Here is a 19,003-nt window from a genome sequence, read left to right on the forward strand (position 1 = left end):
TTACCCGACGAGCAGGAGCACGCTGATCGCCAGCATCACCACGGCGGTGGCCCCGTGGATGCCGTAAACGGCCGCCCTGGGCCCGTTGCTGCGCAGCACGATCAGCGCGTCGCCGACGGGTATACCGGTGGCGGCCAGCATGAACCAGCCCAGCAAGTGGGGTGTCGCTCCAGCCAGCAGGATGAAGATGAAGAGCCCCGAGGCTATGTCGCGCACGGCCTTGACGGACAGCCAGGCCTGGAAGTTCCGGTCCTCGGTCGGCGTGCCGGGGATGCCGAAGCCGGCCGCGGCCTGCGGTGCCCAAAAGGCGCGCGCGCCGATGAAGATGATGCCTGCGCCGATCAGTCCGGCGAGTACGTTGGCGACGTTGGTGGGCATGGGTTGCTTCCCCTCTCGGTGGCAGCGCCCGCAACGGTTCCTAGCGGCGCTAGTAGTGATAGCGACGATAGGTCTATCCTCGACAGGATGTCTAGCGTTGCTAGGATGTCGTCATGTCCGCCATCAACGAGCGCCGTGAACGCGAACGCGCCCACCGCCATCAGCTGATCATCACGGCCGCGCGCGAACTCGCGGAGACTGAAGGCTGGGAAGCGGTGACGACGCGACGGCTGGCCGAACGCGTCGAGTACAGCCAGCCGGTGCTGTACAGCCACTTCAACGGCAAGGACGCCATCGTGAGCGCCGTCGCCATCGACGGCTTCAGCGAACTCGCCGCCCACCTGCGCCGCGCACGGCAGGCCGCCCCGGAGCCGGGGCAGGCCCTGCGCGCCGTCTGCCGCGCCTACCTGGAGTTCGCGACCGAGCGGCCGGCCCTGTACCAGGCCATGTTCGTCCTGCCCACCGACGTGAAGTTCGCGAGCGCCGAGACACCACCCCCGCTACGGGCCGCTTTCGACGAGTTCGTCAGCTGCTTCCGCCCGGACGACGAGCGACGCGAACTGTTCGCCGAAGTCACCTGGAGCGCATTGCACGGCATGGCCGTCCTGTCCGACAGCGGCCGCATCCCCCCGGACGGCCAGGAGGAACGGCTCGATTTCCTCGTCACCCAGATCGCCGGCCCCCAGCGGGCCGACCACGCGACCAAGGACAACTGAAAGGCCAAGAAGCTGAGCCGGGCCGCTGGCGCGGCAGGAGGTCCGCCGGCATCGCCCCGCCCCGGAAGCCGCCATCCTGGCCGCGGACAAGCCGCGTGACGCCGAACCACAGCAGCACGCCGGTGGCGAGCAGCACGAAAGCGGCGCAGTTGAGAATCGTCGGGTTGACCCAGGCCGGAACCAGGTCGTACGCCCCGTTGCATTTGTTGTGCAACGGGAACAGCCGCTGGGACTCCTCGACATGGGCCGCCTGGTAGGCGCTGTCGTACCTCTGGTGATGGACGTACGCGCACGTCTCGCCGATGTCGAGCCCACCGCTGAGCGCGCCCCGGAGCCATGCCCCACAGCCGACGAACAGCGCGAGGGACCACAGACGCGCCCACCACAGCGGACGCTGCCACGATCCGTCGCGCAGGCCGACGGGGATGCGGTAGAGGTTCCAGAGGCTCCACAGCAGCCACACGACGAGGAGCCCGGAGACGGTGAGCAGCCCGGCTTCCTTCACGCGTCGGTCCAGTCCTCACCTGCCGCTCCAGCATCCCGGCAGGGATGGGGAGTCGGGCAGGACGAGGCCGGCGGGGTCAGAAGTTTATGCTGCCGATCATGCCTGCGATGTTGGTCGTCAACTCGCTGATCGTAGGCGCGATCGTCGACGACGCCATGTAGAAGCCGAGGAGCATGCAGACCACCGCATGCCCCGCCTTGAGGCCCGACTTCTTGATCAGCAGGAAGACGATGATCGCCAGCAGCACTACCGCCGAAATCGAGAGTGCCACGGCGGCTCACCTCCAAGGATCCCAGGACGACAGGGGGGTAGGAATATGGGGGCAGATAAATCCACACAGCAGCCAGCAGGTTCATACCCACTATGCGCTAACGATCATAACTATCCGTACGTGCGCATCGGTCGGCGCACGGCCGCACAAGGGGGCGCATGGCCAATATGGTCATGGCATGACGACCGACGCTGACTCCTTCCCCCGACGGCACGCCCGCACCCAGCGCTTCACGCTCGGCGCGCCGCGATCGTTCACCGTGGCACCCGACGGTTCCCGGGTGGTGTTCCTGCGCTCAGGTTCCGGTACGGACCGGGCGAATTCGCTGTGGGTGCTCGACCCCCAGGACGGCGAGGAGCGCGTGGCGGCCGACCCGCGCGCCCTGCTGGGCGGCGCCGCGGAGCGCCTGTCGGCCCAGGAGCGGGCCCGCCGCGAACGCAGTCGCGAGGGCGGTGCCGGCATCGTCGGCTACGCCACCGACGCGGAGGTCGAGTTGGCCTCTTTCGCCTTGTCAGGGCGGCTTTTCACGGCCGAGTTGCAGGCCGGGACGGCTCGTGAACTGCCCACCCCCGGACCGGTGATCGACCCCCGGCCGTCGCCCGACGGCCGTCACGTCGCCTACGTCGCGCAGGGTGCGCTGCGGGTCGTCGCAGCGGAGGGGGCGGACGACAGGGCACTGGCGACCCCCGAGACGGAGAACGTCACCTACGGGCTGGCGGAGTTCATCGCGGCCGAGGAGATGGGGCGTTCGCGGGGCTTCTGGTGGGCTCCCGAGTCGGACCGGCTGCTGGTGGCGCGCGCGGACGACACGCCGGTGAAGCGGTGGTGGATCGCCGATCCGGCCCATCCGGAACGGGAGCCGCAGCGGGTCGCGTACCCGGCGGCGGGGACCGCGAACGCGGAGGTGCGGCTGTTCGTGATCGGGCTGGACGGGGCGCGTACGGAGGTCGTGTGGGACCGGGCGCGGTACCCGTACATGGCGCATGCGCACTGGTCAGCGGCGGGTGCGCCACTCCTGCTCGTACAGGCGCGCGACCAGCGCAGCCAGCTGTTCCTGGCGGTGGACCCGGACACCGGGGCCACCCGGATGGTGCACGCCGACGAAGATCCAGTTTGGCTTGATCTTTTCGCGGGGGTGCCGTGCTGGAGCCCTTCCGGGCAGTTGGTCCGGATCACGGACGAGGGGGGTGCGCGACGACTCGCCGTCGGCGAACGCCCGCTGACCGGGCCGCAGTTGCACATCCGTGCGGTACTGGACGTATCGGACGGCGACGTGTTGGTATCGGCGTCGGCGGGAGCGGAACCGGGATCGAGGCCGGGATCGGCGGACGGCGGCCCGGAGATCGGTGAGGTGCACGTCTACCGGGTGAACGAACTGGGCGTGGAGCGCGTCTCCCAGGAGCCCGGTGTGCACTCCGCGGTACGCGCCGGGGGCGTGACCGTCCTGGTGTCCGCGACACCGGACCGGCCGGGGGCGCGGGCGCGGATTCTGCGTGACGGGAAACCGACGGCGACTGTCCGCTCGTACGCCGAAGACCCCGGTATGTCCCCTCGGATGACCCTCACTCAGGGGGGCGCACGCAAAATTCCGTGCGCCGTGCTTATGCCAACGGACTACCACGGTGACACACCCCTCCCCGTCCTCATGGACCCCTACGGCGGTCCGCACGGCCAGCGCGTGGTCGCCGCGCACAATCCCCACCTGACCTCGCAGTGGTTCGCCGACCAGGGTTTCGCGGTGATCGTCGCCGACGGCCGCGGCACCCCCGGCCACTCCCCCGCCTGGGAGAAGGCCGTCAAGGACGACATCGCCGCGATCACCGTCCAGGACCAGGTGGACGCGCTCCAGGCCCTCGCCTCCGACTTCCCGCTCGACCTGGGCCGCGTCGCCATCCGGGGCTGGTCCTTCGGCGGCTACCTGGCGGCCCTCGCGGCGCTGCGCCGGCCGGACGTCTTCCACGCGGCGGTGGTGGGCGCCCCGGTCACCGACCTGCGCCTGTACGACACCCACTACCAGGAGCGCTACATCGGCCACCCGGACGAGCAGCCGGAGGTCTACCGCCGCAACTCGGTGATCGACGACGCGGGCCTGGTCGACGCCGCCGAGCCGCACCGCCCCATGATGATCATTCACGGGCTGGCGGACGACAACGTGGTGGTCGCCCACTCACTGCGCCTGTCCTCGGCCCTCCTCGCGGCCGGCCGCCCCCACGAAGTACTGCCCCTGTCCGGCGTCACCCACATGACCCCGCAGGAGGAAGTCGCCGAGAACCTCCTCCGCCTCCAACTGGACTTCCTCAGGCGCTCGCTCGCGCCCGCCGCTCCGGAGGCCTGAACTCCGTTAACCCGGAGGCAACTCGAGGGAAGCGGTACCGATATACGGACACGCGAGGCTGTCCAGCGTACGGCCGTGCGGGTGCCGTGAACGGGCCGGGGCGCGCCATGTCGCCCCGGCCCGTTGCCCTGCCCGGCCGGGCGCTCCGCGGGAGCCCGGCCGGCCGGGCAGGTCGGAAATTCGGAGGAGCGGTCGCGGCGTCACTGTTACCGTGACGGGCATGGCACGAGGTATCTGGTCGCAGAAGGTTCGATCCGCCCGCTGACGGCGGCGCCTTCTCCCTGTTGAACTGCGCTCGCCGTTCCGGTTCCCGCCGGGCGGCCGCTTCTCGGTGCCCGGCTCCACTGCGAGCTGCGGAGCATCCCCTTGAACCTCACTCCTCCGACCACCCCTGTCGGCACTGCCACCCCTGAAGCCCTGTCCCTGCCCGTCGCGGCGGGCGGCAGCGCGCACGTCCGTGCCGAGGGCGTCACCGTCACCCGTGGGTCACGGCGGGTCCTGAACGGTGTCTCGGTCACCGTCTCCGCCCGGTCGCGGATCGCCGTCGTCGGCGAGAACGGGCGGGGCAAGACGACCCTGCTGCACGTCCTGGCCGGGCTGATCGCGCCCGACGAGGGCTCCGTGCACCGGGCCGGCACCCTCGGTCTGGCCCGCCAGGAACTGTCCGCGCGGGACGGCGAGACCGTCGGCACCCTGACCTCCGAGGCGCTGGCCCCGTCCCTCGCCGCCCTGCGCGCGCTGGACGAGGCGGCCCTCGCCCTGGCCGCGGGGGACGACCCCGGTGCCGACGACCTCTACGCCGCCGCGCTCGACGCCGCCACCCGGCTAGACGCCTGGGACGCGGAACGCCGCGTCGACGTCGCCCTCGACGCCCTCGGCGCCTGCACCGACCGCGACCGCCCCCTGTCGACGCTGTCGGTCGGGCAGCGCTACCGGGTCCGGCTGGCCTGCCTGCTCGGCGCGCTCCACGACGTCCTGCTGCTCGACGAGCCGACCAACCACCTCGACGCGGGAGGCCTGGACTTCCTGACCCGCAGGCTGCGCGAGCACGACGGCGGTCTCGCCGTCGTCAGCCACGACCGGGCGCTGCTGCGGGACGTCGCCGACCGGTTCCTCGACCTCGACCCGTCCCGCGACGGGAAGCCCCGCCTGTACGCCGGCGGCTACGACGCCTGGCAGGACGCCCGGCGCCGTGAGCGGGAGCGCTGGGAGCAGGAGTACGCGGAGCAGCAGGACGAGCACCGGCGGCTGAAGGACGCGGTGTCGAAGGCCCGCGACCGGCTCTCCACCGGCTGGCGCCCGGACAAGGGAACCGGCAAGCACCAGCGCCAGTCCCGCGCGCCGGGCGTGGTGCAGGCCCTGAACCGGCAGCAGGACGCCCTGGAGGCGCACCGCATCGACGTGCCGGAACCGCCGTCGGTGCTGCGCTGGCCGGACCTGGGCGTCCGGCCGGGCGCGCCCCTGCTGCGGGCGCACGGCGTCGCGGTCGACGGGCGGCTGGCCGGTCCCGTCGATCTCACCCTCGACGGCGGTGACCGGCTCCTCGTCACCGGACCGAACGGTGCCGGGAAGTCCACGCTGCTCGCCGTGCTGGCCGGGGAACTCGACCCCACGGAGGGCTACGTGCGGACGGCGAAGGGGGCACGGGTCGTGCGCGTCACCCAGGAGACCGCCGCACAGGACCCCGGACTCACCGCCCGCGAGGTGCACGCCCGCCAGGTGGGACGGCTGGTGGCGCGCGGCGTGCTCCGCGACGCCGACGCCGTCCCGCTCGGGGCGCTCGGCCTGCTCGACTCCGAGGCGCTGCGCACACCGGTCGGGCGGATGTCGCAGGGGCAGCGGCGTCGCCTCGACCTGGCGCTGGCACTGGCCGGGCGGCCGGGACTGGTCCTGCTCGACGAGCCGACCAACCACCTGTCGTCGACGCTGGTCGACGAGCTGACCGACGCGATCCGCGCCACCAGCGCCGCCGTCGTCGTCGCGACGCACGACCGCCGGCTCCTCCGCGACCTCGCCCACTGGCCGCGACGGGAGGTGGCCGCACTTCAGCACCGGGAGGGCCCGGTGCCCGACCCGGCCTGACCGGCCGGCTCCTCACCCGCCCCACCGGCGGCCCCTACGGCACCACCTGCTTCTCCTCCGCGAAGTGGCACGCCGAGTCGTGCGCCGCCGGGCCACCGGTCCGGCGGAACACCTCGGGGACCGCCAGCAGCGGCACCTCCTCGGCGCAGCGCGCCTGCGCCTTCCAGCAGCGGGTGCGGAAGCGGCAGCCGGAGGGGATGTTGGTGGGGGACGGGACGTCGCCGGAGAGGATGATCCGCTCCCGGTGTTCCCGGGCCGCCGGGTCCGGCACGGGGACGGCGGACAGGAGGGCCTGTGTGTACGGGTGGGTCGGGTGGTCGTAGATCTGGGTGTCGGTGCCGATCTCGACGATCCGGCCCAGGTACATCACGCCGACCCGGTCGGAGATGTGCCGGACGATCGACAGGTCGTGGGCGATGAAGACGAACGCCAGGTCGAACTCGGCCTGGAGCCGGTCCATCAGGTTGATCACCTGGGCCTGGACGGAGACGTCCAGCGCGGAGACCGGCTCGTCGGCGACGATCACCTCGGGGCGCAGCGCCAGCCCGCGCGCGATGCCGATGCGCTGGCGCTGGCCACCGGAGAACTGGTGCGGGTACCGGTTGATGTACTCCGGGTTGAGCCCGACCACGTCCAGCAGGTGCCGGACCCGCGCCCGCCGGTCGCCCTTCGGCGCCACCTCGGGGTGGATGTCGAAGGGTTCCCCGATGATGTCGCCCACCGTCATCCGGGGGTTGAGGGAGGTGTACGGGTCCTGGAACACCATCTGGATGTTGCGGCGGACGGCCTTGAGGGCCTTCCCCGACAGCTTGGTGATGTCCTCGCCCTTGTAGCGGATCGTGCCGGCCGTCGGCTTCTCCAGGTGGACCAGCATCTTCGCGACCGTGGACTTGCCGCACCCCGACTCGCCCACGATGCCCAGGGTCTCGCCCCGGCCGAGGGCGAAGTCGACCCCGTCGACGGCCTTCACGGCGCCGACCTGCTTGCGGATCAGGACGCCCTGGGTCAGCGGGTAGTGCTTGACCAGCCCGGAGACCTCCAGAATCGGTTCCCCGGCAGGCCCGGCGCCCTTCTCGAAGCCCGGCTTCGGGGTCGGCTTTCCCTCCGCCCCGCCCCTCGGCTCAGTCATGCAGGCACTCCCTCCAGAAGTGGCAGGCGCTGCCGCGGTCGGCGTCCGACTCGGTGACCTCGTACAGCGGCGGCTCGTCGGTGCGGCAGACGTCCTGGACCATCGGGCAGCGGGGGTGGAAGGCGCAGCCGGGCGGGATGTTCATGAGGTTGGGCGGCAGCCCCTTGATGGCGTAGAGCTCCTGGCCCTTCTGGTCGAGACGGGGGATGGAGTCCAGCAGGCCCCGGGTGTACGGGTGGGCGGGGGCCTTGTAGATGTCGTGCACGGGGGCCGACTCGACGATCCGTCCCGCGTACATGACGGCGATCCGGTCGGCGACGTCGGCGACCACGCCGAGGTCGTGGGTGATGAGGACGAGGCCCATGTGGTACTCGCGCTGGAGTTCCGCGAGGAGCTCCATGACCTGGGCCTGGACGGTGACGTCGAGGGCGGTGGTCGGTTCGTCGGCGATGATCAGGGCCGGTTCCAGGGCCAGCGCCATGGCGATCATGATGCGCTGGCGCATGCCGCCGGAGAACTGGTGCGGGTACTGCCGGACCCGCTCCCGGGCGGCGGGGATGCGCACCCGGTCCATCAGCTCGACGGCCTTGGCCCGCGCGTCCTTCTTCGACATGCCCTGGTGCACGACGAACATCTCGCCGAGCTGGTCGCCCACGGAGATCACCGGGTTCAGGGAGGACAGCGCGTCCTGGAAGATCATCGCCATCTCGGCGCCCCGGACCTTGCGGCGCTGCTCCTCCTTGAGTTTGAGGAGGTCGCGCCCCTGGAAGACGACCTCGCCGCCGGTGATCCGGCCGGGCGGCATGTCGAGGATGCCCATGATCGCCTGCGCGGTCACCGACTTGCCGGAGCCGGACTCGCCGAGCACCGCGAGCGTCTCCCCCTCGTCGACGCCGTAGCTGACGCCGTTGACGGCCTTGGCGACGCCGTCCCGGGTGTGGAACTCCACGTGCAGGTCACGCACTTCGAGCAGCATGACGGCGGTTCACCTCAGCTTCGGGTCGAGGGCGTCGCGCACCGCGTCGCCGAGCATGATGAACGCCAGGACGGTGATCGCGAGGGCGCCGGAGGGCCACAGCAGTGCGTGCGGGGCGTTGCGGATGTAGGGCGAGGCGGCGGAGATGTCGATGCCCCAGGAGACGCTGGGCGGCTTCAGCCCGACGCCGAGGTAGGACAGGGTCGCCTCCAGCGAGATGTACGTACCGAGCGCGATGGTCGCCACGACGATGACCGGGGCGATCGCGTTGGGCGCGATGTGCCGGAGCATCAGGCGGGAGTTGGAGGCGCCGAGGGCCCGCGCGGCCTGGACGTAGTCGTTCTGCTTGGCGGTGATGACCGAGCCGCGGGCGATGCGGGACAGCTGCGGCCAGCCGAGCAGCACGATGAAGCCGATGACGGGCCAGACGGTGTTGCTGGTGATGACGGACAGCAGCACCAGCCCGCCGAGGACGACCGGGATGGCGAAGAAGACGTCGGTGATCCGGGACAGGAACGAGTCCCACATCCCGCCGAAGAAGCCGGCCAGCGCGCCCAGGACGCTGCCGAGGACCGCGACGCCGAGCGTGGCGCAGACGCCGACCGTGACGGACGTGCGGGCGCCGTAGACGGTACGGGTGTACACGTCGCAGCCCTGCCCGTTGAAGCCGAAGGGGTGACCGGCCTGCGAGCCCTCCTGGGCCTTGGCCAGGTCGCACTTGAGGGGGCTGCCGGAGGTGATCAGCGAGGGCCACAGGGAGATGACGACCAGGAAGAGGATCACCAGGGCGGAGACGATGAAGACGGGGTTGCGGCGCAGGTCGCGCCAGGCGTCGGACCACAGGGAGCGCGGCTTGCCCTGGGGGCCGGTGCCCTCCGGTCCTCCTGGAACCCTCTCGAGGGTCTCGGCCTCGTCCACGCCCAGGTCCATGGTGCCGCCCATGCCCGTCCCCGCGACGGCGCGGCCGGGGTCGAAGTGTTGTTCAGGCATAGCGGATCCTCGGGTCGAGAACAGCGTACAGAAGGTCGACGACGAGGTTGGCGACCAGGAAGACCAGGACGAGGACGGTCACGAAGCCGACGACGGTCTGGGTGTTCTGCCGCAGGATGCCCTGGTAGATCTGGTAGCCGACGCCGTGGATGTTGAAGATCCGCTCGGTGACGATCGCGCCGCCCATGAGGAAGCCGATGTCGGCGCCGATGAAGGTGACCACCGGGATGAGGGAGTTGCGCAGCAGGTGCCGGGTGATCACCCGGCGCCGGGGCAGCCCCTTGGCGATGGCGGTGCGGACGTAGTCGGAGCGCCGGTTCTCGGCGATGGAGGTGCGGGTCAGCCGGGTGACGTAGGCGAGGGAGACGGATGCCAGCACCAGGCCGGGCAGGATCAGCTCGTCGAACGGGGCCGCGGAGGAGACCGACGGACTGATCCACCCCCACTGAACCCCCAGCAGCAGTTGGAGCAGCAGACCGGTGACGAAGGTGGGGACGGAGATGACGACGAGGGTGAGCAGCAGGACGCCGGTGTCGACGGGGCGCCCCCGGCGCAGTCCGGTGACCACGCCGAGGGCGATGCCGATGACGATCTCGAAGAGGATCGCGATGATCGTGAGCCGGATGGTCACGGGGAACGCGGTCGCCATCAGCTCGGTGACCTTCTGGCCGTTGAACGCCGTGCCGAAGTCGCCGGTGAAGACGTTCCCCATGTAGGTCAGGTACTGCTGCCAGACGGGCTTGTCGAGGCCGAACTCCTTCTCCAGCTGGGCGGCCGTCGCCGGGTCGCACTGCCGCTCGCCGCAGAGGCCCGCGATGGGGTCGCCCATCACGTTCACCATCAGGAAGATCAGCAGCGTGGCCCCGATGAAGACCGGGATCATCTGGAGCAGGCGCCGGACGACGTAGCGTCCCACGGCGGATCAGCTCACCTTGATCTGGTCGTACACGGGGACGCTGAAGGGGTTGAGCTTCACGTCGGACAGCCGCTCGGACCAGCCCGCGCTGCCGTTCTGGTACCACAGCGGGATGGCGGCCATGTTGTCGCGGACGACCTCCTCGGCCTGCTGGAACAGGCCGACGGCCTTGGCGGTGTCGGTCTCCTGGTTGGCCCGGTCGACGAACTCGTCGAAGTCGTTGTTGGACCACTTGCCGTCGTTGGAGGAGGCGTTGGTGTAGTAGAGCGGCTGGAGGAAGTTCTGGATGAGCGGGTAGTCCATCTGCCAGCCGGCGCGGAACGGGCCGCTCATCTTCTGCTGGGTGATCTGGGTGCGGAAGTCGGCGAAGGTGCCGACCGGGTTTCCGGCACAGGCGCGCTCGTTGTCCAGCGCGTTGTTGATGGAGTTGCAGACGGCGTCGACCCAGTCCTTGTGGGAGCCGGTGTCCGCGTTGTAGGTGAGGGTGACCTTGCCGCCGGGCAGGCCGCCGCCCTCCTCGATGAGCTTCTTCGCCTGGTCGGGCCGGTACTCGCAGGCGTCCCCGCACAGTCCGTCCTGGAAGCCGCCGTCCTTGCCGAGGACCGGGGAGGTCCAGTCGGTGGCGGGGGTGCGGGTCCTCACGAAGAGGGTCTCGGTGATCTGGTCCCGGTTGATCGCCATGGACAGGCCCTTGCGGACCTTCTCCGAGCCGGTCTTGTTCCAGGCCTCGTCGTAGAACGGGAAGGCGAGGGTCTGGATGATGCCGGCGGGGGTGTTGAGGTAGCGGTCGCCCAGGTCGCTCTTGACGTTCTTCAACTGAGCGGCGGGGACGTCGTCGACCAGGTCGAGGTTGCCGGCGAGGAGGTCGGTGTAGGCGGTGTTGTTGTCGGTGTAGACCTTGAGGTCGACACCGCCGTTCTGCGCCTTGTCGTCGCCGGGGTAGTCCTCCCACTTGCGCAGGGAGATCTGCGAGCCCTTGGTGTACGTGTCGACGGTGTACGGGCCGTTGCCGACCGGCTTGGCGACCCAGGCGTCGTGGTCGTCGAAGAAGGCCTGGGGCAGCGGGGCGAAGGCGGCGTAGCCGAGGGTGTCGGGGAAGGTCGAGAACTTCTGGGTGAGCTTGACGGTGAAGGTCAGGTCGCCGGTGACCTCGAGCCCGGAGAGCGTGTCGCCGGTCTGCTTGCCGCCGTCCTCGGGGTGGACCTTGTCGTAGCCCTCGATGTAGCCGAAGAAGTAGGCGTTGCGCTGGTTGTTCTTCAGGCTCGCGCCGTAGTTCCAGGCGTCGACGAAGGACTTGGCGGTGACCTTCTCGCCGTTGGAGAAGGTCCAGCCGTCCTTGACCTTGACGGTGAAGTTCTGCGAGTCCGTGGTCTCGATGCTCTCGGCGAGCATGTCCTGGGCCTCGCCGGTCTCCGGGTCGTAGCGCTTGAGACCCCGGAAGATCATGTCGAGGACCTTGCCGCCCTGCACCTCGTTGGTGTTGGCCGGCTCCAGCGGGTTCTGCGGGTCGCCCCAGGAGGCACTCAGCACCGCGCCCGTGTCACCGCTGCCGCCCCCACTGCCCCCGCCTCCGCAGGCCGTCGCCGCGAGAGCGACCGCCACCGCGCATACGGCCCATCCGGCGTGCGTGGCTCCGCGCATGGAGTGCCTCCTCGTACGTACGCAGTGGTGCACTGACGCTTTACGCCAATATCGGCGCAAAGGGTGCACCACGCACATGCGTGGCGTCCGTACGGGCGCGACTCGGGCCGTATGCACCCGTCCGGCGGTGCGGACGGGACGGTGCGAGACGGCGTCAGAAGACGCGGGACGACGCGAAAAGACCGGCACCCGGCGCCCCTTGTACGGGGTGCCGGGTGCCGGGTGCCGTCAGCGGGTCGGGGCCGCGGCCGTGGGCGGCGGCCCGGACGTCACTCCTTGCCGGAAGTGGACTGGAGGTCTTCCTCCATCGCCGCGAGCGCCGGGTCCATGACGATGTCCTCGCCGCGGTCCGCGGTGGTGGGCTCCTCCGGGAAGTGGCAGGCGGTCAGGTGCCCCGGCTTGCTGCCGGAGATCTGGACCAGCGGCGGCTCCTCGGTCGCGCACTTGTCCTGCGCCTTCCAGCACCGCGTACGGAACCGGCAGCCCGACGGCGGTGAGATCGGCGAGGGCACGTCGCCCTCGAGGCGGATCCGCTCCTTCTTCTCCGCGTCGATGTCCGCGTCCGGCACGGCCGACAGCAGCGCGTGCGTGTACGGGTGGCGGGGCCGGTTGTAGAGCGAGTCGCGGTCCGCGATCTCCATGATCTTGCCCAGGTACATCACGGCGACGCGCTGCGAGAAGTGCCGCACGATGGCCAGGTCGTGGGCGATGAAGACGAACGCGATCCCCATCTCCCGCTGCACCTTCTGCAACAGGTTGATCACCTGGGCCTGGATCGACACGTCGAGGGCCGAGACCGGCTCGTCGGCGACGATCAGCTTCGGCTCCAGGGCGATGGCCCGCGCGACGCCGATGCGCTGGCGCTGACCGCCGGAGAACTCGTGCGGGAAGCGGTTGTAGTGCTCCGGGTTGAGACCGACGATCTCCAGGAGCTCCCGGACCCGCTTCTCGCGGCCGCCGGGCGGGTTGATCCCGTTGATCTCCATCGGGCCCGAGATGATCGTGCCCACGGTCTGGCGCGGGTTCAGCGCCGTGTACGGGTCCTGGAAGATCATCTGGATCTCGGACCTGATCGGCGCCAGCTTCTGCCGGCTCGCGTGGCTGATGTCCTGGCCCTTGTACGCGATGGTGCCCTCGGTGGGCTCGTACAGGCGGGTCAGCAGCCGGCCGGTCGTCGACTTGCCGCAGCCGGACTCGCCGACGAGGCCGAGGCTCTCCCCGGGGAAGACCTCGAACTCGACGCCGTCGACGGCCTTGACCGCGCCGACGGTGCGCCGGATCGGGAAGCCGCCCTTGATCGGGAAGTGCTTCTTCAGGCCCTTGACCTGGAGAAGCGGTGCGGTGTCGCCGTCCCGCTGCTGCGGGATCTCGTCGGCGACCGCCGTGGTCGTCTTGGTTGTGTCGCTCATGGTGATGCCCCAGTCGCCGGTTTCAGCTCAGCCCAGCCGGGGCTGAATCTTGTCGATGAACACCTGCTGCCGCTGTTCCACCGTCAGGTGACAGGCAGCCGCACGCCCCTGGGCGAGCTCAGGCCGCTCGCCCGAGCAACGGCTGCCGGGAACCAGATCGGTGAAGGCGCACCGCGGGTGGAACGCGCACCCCGTGGGCGGGTTGAGCAGCGAGGGCGGTGAGCCGGGGATCGGCATCAACGGCTCGTCGACATCGGAGGTGAGCCGCGGCATCGAGCCGAGCAGACCCCAGGTGTAAGGGTGCTGGGGCGCCTTGAGCACCTCGCGCACCGTGCCGCGCTCGACGGCGCGGCCGGCGTACATCACCAGGATGTCGTCGGCCATGTTGGCGACCACGCCCAGGTCGTGGGTGATCATGATGATCGCGGAGCCGAACTCCTGCTGGAGGTCCTTGAGCAGGTCGAGGATCTGTGCCTGCACCGTCACGTCGAGCGCCGTGGTCGGCTCGTCGGCGATGAGCAGGTCGGGGTTGCAGGAGAGCGACATGGCGATCATGGCGCGCTGCCGCATACCGCCGGAGAACTGGTGCGGGTAGTCGTCGACCCGCTGCTGCGGGTGCGGGATACCGACCTTCTCCAGCAGGTCGATGGCGCGCACCCGGGCGTCCTTCTTGGAGGCGCCGGTGTGCTTCATGAACGGCTCGGCGATCTGGCGGCCGACCGTGTAGTACGGCGACAGCGCGGTGAGCGCGTCCTGGAAGATCATCGCCATCTTCTTGCCGCGCAGCGTCTCGAGCTGCTTCTCACTGGCGTCGGTCAGCTCCTGACCGTCCAGCTTGATCGACCCGTCGATGGCGGTCTTCTTGCGGTTGTGCAGGCCGAGGACGGCCAGGTTGGTCACCGACTTGCCGGATCCCGACTCGCCCACGATGCCGAGGGTCCTGCCGCGCTCCAGGTCGAAGGAGAGTCCGTCCACCGCCTTGACGATGCCGTCGTCGGTGGAGAAGTGGACCTTGAGGTCGCGCACCGAGAGAAAGGCTTCCCCCGCGGCGGGGGCCGCGTCCTCGTCGGGCTTGGTCAGAGTGGTCACGGTGGTTCTCCTAGGACAGACGCACGCGCGGGTCGATGACGGCGTACAGGGCGTCCACGATCAGGTTGAAGAGGATGATGAGGGCCGCGCTGATCAGCATGACGCCCATCAGCATCGGCAGGTCCTTGTTGATGACGGAGTCCAGCGCGAGCCGGCCGAGACCGGCCAGGCCGAAGGTCTTCTCCGTCACCATGCCGCCCGCCAGCAGCGAGGCCAGGTCGATGCCGAGAATGGTGATGATGGGAATGAGGGAACCACGCCAGGCGTAGCGCATGAAGACGTAGTTGCCCGACATGCCCTTGGCGCGGGCCGCCTTCACATGTTCTTCCTGGAGCTGCTCGATCATCGAGGAGCGGCTCATACGGGTGTAGTTGGCGGTGAAGATGGTCGCCATGACGAGCCAGGGGATCAGCAGCCCCATGAACCAGCCGCCGAGATCCTCGGAGAACGGCACGTACTTCGGCTTGTCGAGCCAGCCGGTGCTGTAGACGAAGGCAAGCAGTACGAGCGGGCCGAGGAAGTAGATCTGCAGCGAGCTGAGGACCAGTGAACCGCTGCTGAAGGTCTTGTCCAGCCAGGTGCCGCGGAACTTGGCGGCCAGCAGACCGGCGCCGAGACCGACGATGAGGAAGACCACCAGACCGCCGATGGTCAGCGAGAGGGTGAGCGGGAAACGGTCGACGATCGTGTCCCAGACGTTCTGGTTGTTGGCGAACGAGACACCGAAGCAGGGGGCGGCGCAGTGGCCGACGGCGAAGTCCCGACCGGTGAAGATGCCGGTGAGGAAGATCCAGTACTGGACGGTGACCGGCTTGTCGAGGCCCAGGTTCTTGTGGATGATCGCCAGCGCGTCCGGGGTGCAGTTCTTGCCACAGGCCAGCAGGGCCGGGTCCTGCGGGATCGCGAAGAACATGAAGAACGTGAACGCACTGATCAACAGCAGAATCAGCGCCGCGCCGAATGTCCGGCGAACGAGGAATTGAAGCATGGCAGAAAGCTGCTCTCAGGACGGCGGCAGTCGGTTGGGGAGGTCGGGACAGGAACCGGGCCCCGGGGGTGGGCGCTCCGCCGCGCGCCCACCCCCGGTTTCCCTACGAGCCGGCTACTACTTCTTCAGGAAGATCCGGGTGACGTCCACGTAGCTCGAGTCCGAGCTGTAGCGGATGCCGCCGATGTTCGAGCCGAAGATCTGGAAGACCTTGGTGTAGTACATCGGGGCGGCCGGGTTGACCTTGTCCGAGATGTACTCGTTCAGCTCGGCCCAGGCCTTGGTGGCCTCGGCGGTGTCGGTGATCTTCTGGATGCGCGCGATCTCGGAGTTGACGTGGTCGTCGTTGATGTGCGCGTAGTTCGACGCACCGTCCTGGATCTGCGTGCCGTCGTACAGCGGCGGGAAGACGGTGTTGGCGGACGGCCAGTCCTGGCCCCAGCCGGTCATGTACAGGTCGAGGCCGTTGTCGACCTTGCCGATCTGCTCGTACCAGGTGGCGGCGTCGATCTCCTTCTTCTGGATGTCGAGGCCGATCTTCTCCAGCGCGTCGGCGATCAGCACGGCCTGCTGCTGGCGGACCGGGCTGTTGGCGTAGGCGTAGACGAGCTTCTTGCCCTCGAAGCCGCCTTCCGTGACCAGCTTCTTGGCGGCCGCGATGTCACCGTTGGGCTTCTTGGACCGGTTGAACGGGTCGTAGTCCTCGGTGTAGCCCGGGGTGGTGGGCGACATCAGCGAGTTGGCGACCTCACCGCCGTAGGCGCCACCGTCGGCCTTGAAGACCGAGGCGGAGGGGATGGCCAGGGTGATCGCGTCACGGAGCTTCTTGTCCTTGACACGGTCCATGTTGAAGTTGAGCTGCCACACGTAGGGCGCGTAACCCTGGATCGTGCGGTTCTTCATGGCCTCCTTGTCGCCCACGACCTTCTGCAGCTGCGTGGTGGCGACCTGACCCGTGAACATCATCGCGTTCTTGGCCTCGCCCTGGTCGGCGAGCAGGGTCTTGGTCTGGTCCTCGTCATCGTGGTTGATCGAGATGTCGAAGCCGTCCACGTACTGGTGACGCACCGAGTCGGACTTCGGGTCCCACTGGTCGTTCTTGACCAGCTTCATGGACTTGCCCGGCTTGAACTCGGCGATCTTGTACGGGCCCGTGGCGACCGGGTCGGTGTCGTACTTCTCCTTGGTGTCCGACTCCTCGGGCACCACGGCGTAACCGGGCATGGTCAGCAGCTGCGGGAGGTCGGGCTGCGCGTCCTTGAAGTGGAAGACGACCGTCTTGTCGTCCGGCGTCTCCAGGACGTCGTCGGGCAGGTGCTTGCCCTTGTCCGGACCCTTGTACGCGTCACGGTAGGTGGTGCCGGCACCGGACAGCCACTGCTGGAGGTAGGTCGGGCCGTCGGTGATGAACGACGAGTACATGCGCTCGATCGAGTGGCGGATGTCCGCCGAGTTGATCGGGTCGCCGTTCTCGTCCTTGAGGTCGTCCTTGAGCGTGTAGGTCCAGGTCTTGCCGCCGTCGGAGACCTTGCCCGCGTCGGTGGCGAGGTCGCCCACGACGGTCAGGTTGCCCTTGTCGTCCTCGTCGTACTGGGTCAGACCGCGGTAGATCAGGCGGCTGAGCAGCTTGCCGTCCGAGACGTAGATCTGGCCCGGGTCCAGGTGCGAGAAGTCCGACTCCTGGTAGACGATCGCGGTGCCGCCCGCCTTGGCGCCGGGGACCTCCGGGGCGGGGCCGGTCGACGCCTTGGCATCGCCGATCTGCACCGGCTTCGACTGGGCGGCGGCGTCCTTCTTCTGCTTGCTGTTGTCCTTGGCCGAGCTGCCGCCGTCGCCACCGCCGCACGCGGTGAGGGTCAGGGCGCCGGCCGCCACCGCGACAAGCGCGGCCGTAGCGGTGCGGTTGCGGAAGATGCTCATGGAGTCGATCCACCTGCCTGTGAGTAGTGAGCGTGGTTGGTACTGGCCGGAAGCGGGCCGAGTGGCGCCGAACCCGACCGGGGCAAGGATGAGGAATCCCCCCGGACTCAGCGGCCCGTCTTGGGATCGAACGCGTCCCGCACCGAGTCACCGAGGAGGTTGAAGGCCACGACGAAGATCACCATGGCCACTCCGGGGAAGAGCATGTAGTACGGATCCTGTTCGACGATGTCGGCCCCGATGGCGAACATGCGGCCCCAGTCCGGCGTGGGTTCGACGTATCCGACGCCCACGAAGGAGAGGAAGGCGATACTGAGGATGAGGGACGGCAGCGCGAGGGTCGCCTGGACCAGCACCGGCGTGACGATGTTGGGCAGCAGCTCCTTGCGGATGATCCGCCAGGGCGAGGCCCCGGAGATGCGCGCCGCCTCGATGAACTCCCGGTCGCGCAGCGACAGCGTGGCCGCCCGGACGATCCGGGCCATGCTCATCCAGCCCAGGAACGAGAGCACGATGATGATCGCGCTGGCGCGCACATAGGTGGGCGTCTCCTCGTCCGGGGCCACGAACACCGTGGTGATGACGGGCATCGCCGCGACGAAGAAGAGCTGGTTGGGCAGGGCCATGAAGAAGTCGGTCGTCCGGCCGAGCCAGTAGTCGACCTTGCCGCCGAAGTAACCCCCGAAGAGACCGATCAGCACACCCAGGAGGGTCACCAGCAGCGCCGCCACCAACGCCGTGAACAGCGAGGTCCGGATGCCGTAGATCAGCTGCGTGAACACGTCGCGGCCCAGGCCCGGTTCGATGCCGAACCAGAACTCGCCGGTGATGCCGCCGAAAGGCTCCGCCGGCATGGTGAACATGTCCAGGAGGTCCGGGTTCTCCTGTCCGTAGAGCGTGTACGGATCCTTGCCGTACACCTTCGAGATCAGCGGCGCCGCTGCCGCGACCACGAAGAAGAACAGCACGACAAAGGCGGAGATGACTCCGGTGCGGTCGCGCTTGAAGCGCGCCCACATCAGCTGCCCGGGGCTGCGGCCCTCGAGCTTCTTCGGCTCCTTGGCGTCGCCCTGCGGCTCGCTCTCTTTGTCCAAGACTGAAGAGGCCTCAGCACCCTCGATCTCGGTTGGACTCGTCATGATTCGTCCGTTTCACAGGTGTTGGAGGCCGTCGGGAGTGCACAAGCGGTCCGACGGCCTTCGCACGGCGTACGTCATTCGAAGCGCGCGACTGGAACAGCGACTGGAGGTCGACCCCACCGCCGGGGAACCCTGGCCCGTGACCGACGCCGGCCGGTCACGGGTCGGGGCAGTCAGGGAAGTTCGCGACGCCGGATCGTTGCCTCGGCCACGGGAGCGGGAACATGAACGGGAACGGGACTGAACGTACCCACGGGGCCTACACCTGTCATCGGGGACGACGCGACCCATATGGCGCTTGTGGCACCTCGCATGGGTTCCTCCTCATGAATCCACTGGTTCACCGCAAAGAGGAGCACGCGACATGTCTTCGTTCACCGCCCGTCGCTGGTGTCGGAGATCGTCGGGTGCCCCCTGGCTCGCAGTCCCGCATCGATGACGCGTGACCCGTTCGGCCGAGTTCTACGCGCCTAACTATCTGCCATGCGACAAGACCGAACCACACCCACGAGGTCTCGG

16 protein-coding genes are annotated in these 19,003 nt (G+C 68.9%); 3 read left to right on the forward strand and 13 right to left on the reverse strand.

Features of this window, described 5'->3' with window-relative positions; all coding sequences use genetic code 11:
- On the reverse strand, nt 1-378 hold the full coding sequence (locus ACIF80_RS01665; RefSeq protein WP_399798013.1) for a DUF4267 domain-containing protein: 378 nt from the start codon (nt 376-378) through the stop codon (nt 1-3).
- A 113-nt stretch (nt 379-491) separates the two neighbouring features.
- On the opposite strand from ACIF80_RS01665, the gene ACIF80_RS01670 reads away from it, so the two are divergent.
- A complete protein-coding gene (locus ACIF80_RS01670) occupies nt 492-1,094 on the forward strand; it encodes a TetR/AcrR family transcriptional regulator (RefSeq protein ID WP_399798016.1) in 603 nt (200 codons plus the stop codon).
- Here the strand turns inward: ACIF80_RS01670 and ACIF80_RS01675 are convergent.
- Nucleotides 1,042-1,599, reverse strand: a complete 558-nt coding sequence (locus ACIF80_RS01675) for a hypothetical protein (RefSeq protein ID WP_399798019.1) — start codon at nt 1,597-1,599, stop codon at nt 1,042-1,044. The two genes, ACIF80_RS01670 and ACIF80_RS01675, sit on opposite strands and share 53 nt — an antisense overlap.
- A gap of 76 nt (nt 1,600-1,675) precedes the next feature.
- On the reverse strand, nt 1,676-1,870 hold the full coding sequence (locus tag ACIF80_RS01680) for a hypothetical protein (protein ID WP_042172665.1): 195 nt from the start codon (nt 1,868-1,870) through the stop codon (nt 1,676-1,678).
- 178 nt (nt 1,871-2,048) lie between these two features.
- On the opposite strand from ACIF80_RS01680, the gene ACIF80_RS01685 reads away from it, so the two are divergent.
- Both ACIF80_RS01685 and ACIF80_RS01690 read left to right on the forward strand, forming a co-directional pair.
- A complete protein-coding gene (locus ACIF80_RS01685; protein WP_399798022.1) occupies nt 2,049-4,205 on the forward strand; it encodes a prolyl oligopeptidase family serine peptidase in 2,157 nt (718 codons plus the stop codon).
- Nucleotides 4,206-4,571: 366 nt separating this feature from the next.
- Entirely contained in the window at nt 4,572-6,287 is a 1,716-nt protein-coding gene (locus ACIF80_RS01690) for an ABC-F family ATP-binding cassette domain-containing protein (RefSeq protein ID WP_399798024.1), read from the forward strand.
- Between the two features lie 34 nt (nt 6,288-6,321).
- Here the strand turns inward: ACIF80_RS01690 and ACIF80_RS01695 are convergent, their stop codons facing one another.
- From ACIF80_RS01695 to ACIF80_RS01740, 10 genes are all read right to left on the reverse strand, one after another.
- Entirely contained in the window at nt 6,322-7,416 is a 1,095-nt protein-coding gene (locus tag ACIF80_RS01695; protein WP_399798026.1) for an ABC transporter ATP-binding protein, read from the reverse strand.
- On the reverse strand, nt 7,409-8,392 hold the full coding sequence (locus tag ACIF80_RS01700) for an ABC transporter ATP-binding protein (RefSeq protein WP_399798029.1): 984 nt from the start codon (nt 8,390-8,392) through the stop codon (nt 7,409-7,411). The genes ACIF80_RS01695 and ACIF80_RS01700 overlap by 8 nt, the downstream gene beginning before the upstream one ends.
- Before the next feature lie 9 nt (nt 8,393-8,401).
- Nucleotides 8,402-9,382, reverse strand: a complete 981-nt coding sequence (locus tag ACIF80_RS01705; RefSeq protein WP_399798032.1) for an ABC transporter permease — start codon at nt 9,380-9,382, stop codon at nt 8,402-8,404.
- The gene (locus ACIF80_RS01710; protein ID WP_399798035.1) at nt 9,375-10,298 is read right to left on the reverse strand and encodes an ABC transporter permease; all 924 of its coding nucleotides are present in this window, start codon (nt 10,296-10,298) and stop codon (nt 9,375-9,377) included. The genes ACIF80_RS01705 and ACIF80_RS01710 overlap by 8 nt, the downstream gene beginning before the upstream one ends.
- Before the next feature lie 6 nt (nt 10,299-10,304).
- On the reverse strand, nt 10,305-11,939 hold the full coding sequence (locus tag ACIF80_RS01715) for an ABC transporter substrate-binding protein (RefSeq protein WP_399798038.1): 1,635 nt from the start codon (nt 11,937-11,939) through the stop codon (nt 10,305-10,307).
- A gap of 269 nt (nt 11,940-12,208) precedes the next feature.
- Nucleotides 12,209-13,348: an ABC transporter ATP-binding protein gene (locus ACIF80_RS01720; protein ID WP_399798040.1), complete on the reverse strand. Its 1,140-nt coding sequence runs from the start codon at nt 13,346-13,348 to the stop codon at nt 12,209-12,211.
- A gap of 27 nt (nt 13,349-13,375) precedes the next feature.
- Nucleotides 13,376-14,437: an ABC transporter ATP-binding protein gene (locus tag ACIF80_RS01725; protein ID WP_399798042.1), complete on the reverse strand. Its 1,062-nt coding sequence runs from the start codon at nt 14,435-14,437 to the stop codon at nt 13,376-13,378.
- 10 nt (nt 14,438-14,447) lie between these two features.
- Nucleotides 14,448-15,425: an ABC transporter permease gene (locus ACIF80_RS01730; protein ID WP_399798045.1), complete on the reverse strand. Its 978-nt coding sequence runs from the start codon at nt 15,423-15,425 to the stop codon at nt 14,448-14,450.
- Nucleotides 15,426-15,542: 117 nt separating this feature from the next.
- Complete coding sequence (locus tag ACIF80_RS01735; protein ID WP_399798047.1) at nt 15,543-17,345, reverse strand: ABC transporter substrate-binding protein; 1,803 nt, start codon at nt 17,343-17,345, stop codon at nt 15,543-15,545.
- 107 nt (nt 17,346-17,452) lie between these two features.
- Entirely contained in the window at nt 17,453-18,484 is a 1,032-nt protein-coding gene (locus ACIF80_RS01740) for an ABC transporter permease (protein ID WP_399798050.1), read from the reverse strand.
- Between the last annotated feature and the right edge of the window lie 519 nt (nt 18,485-19,003).

It is taken from the genome of Streptomyces sp. NPDC085927, from assembly GCF_044540975.1.
GTDB classification, from domain to species: Bacteria; Actinomycetota; Actinomycetes; order Streptomycetales; family Streptomycetaceae; genus Streptomyces; species Streptomyces hirsutus.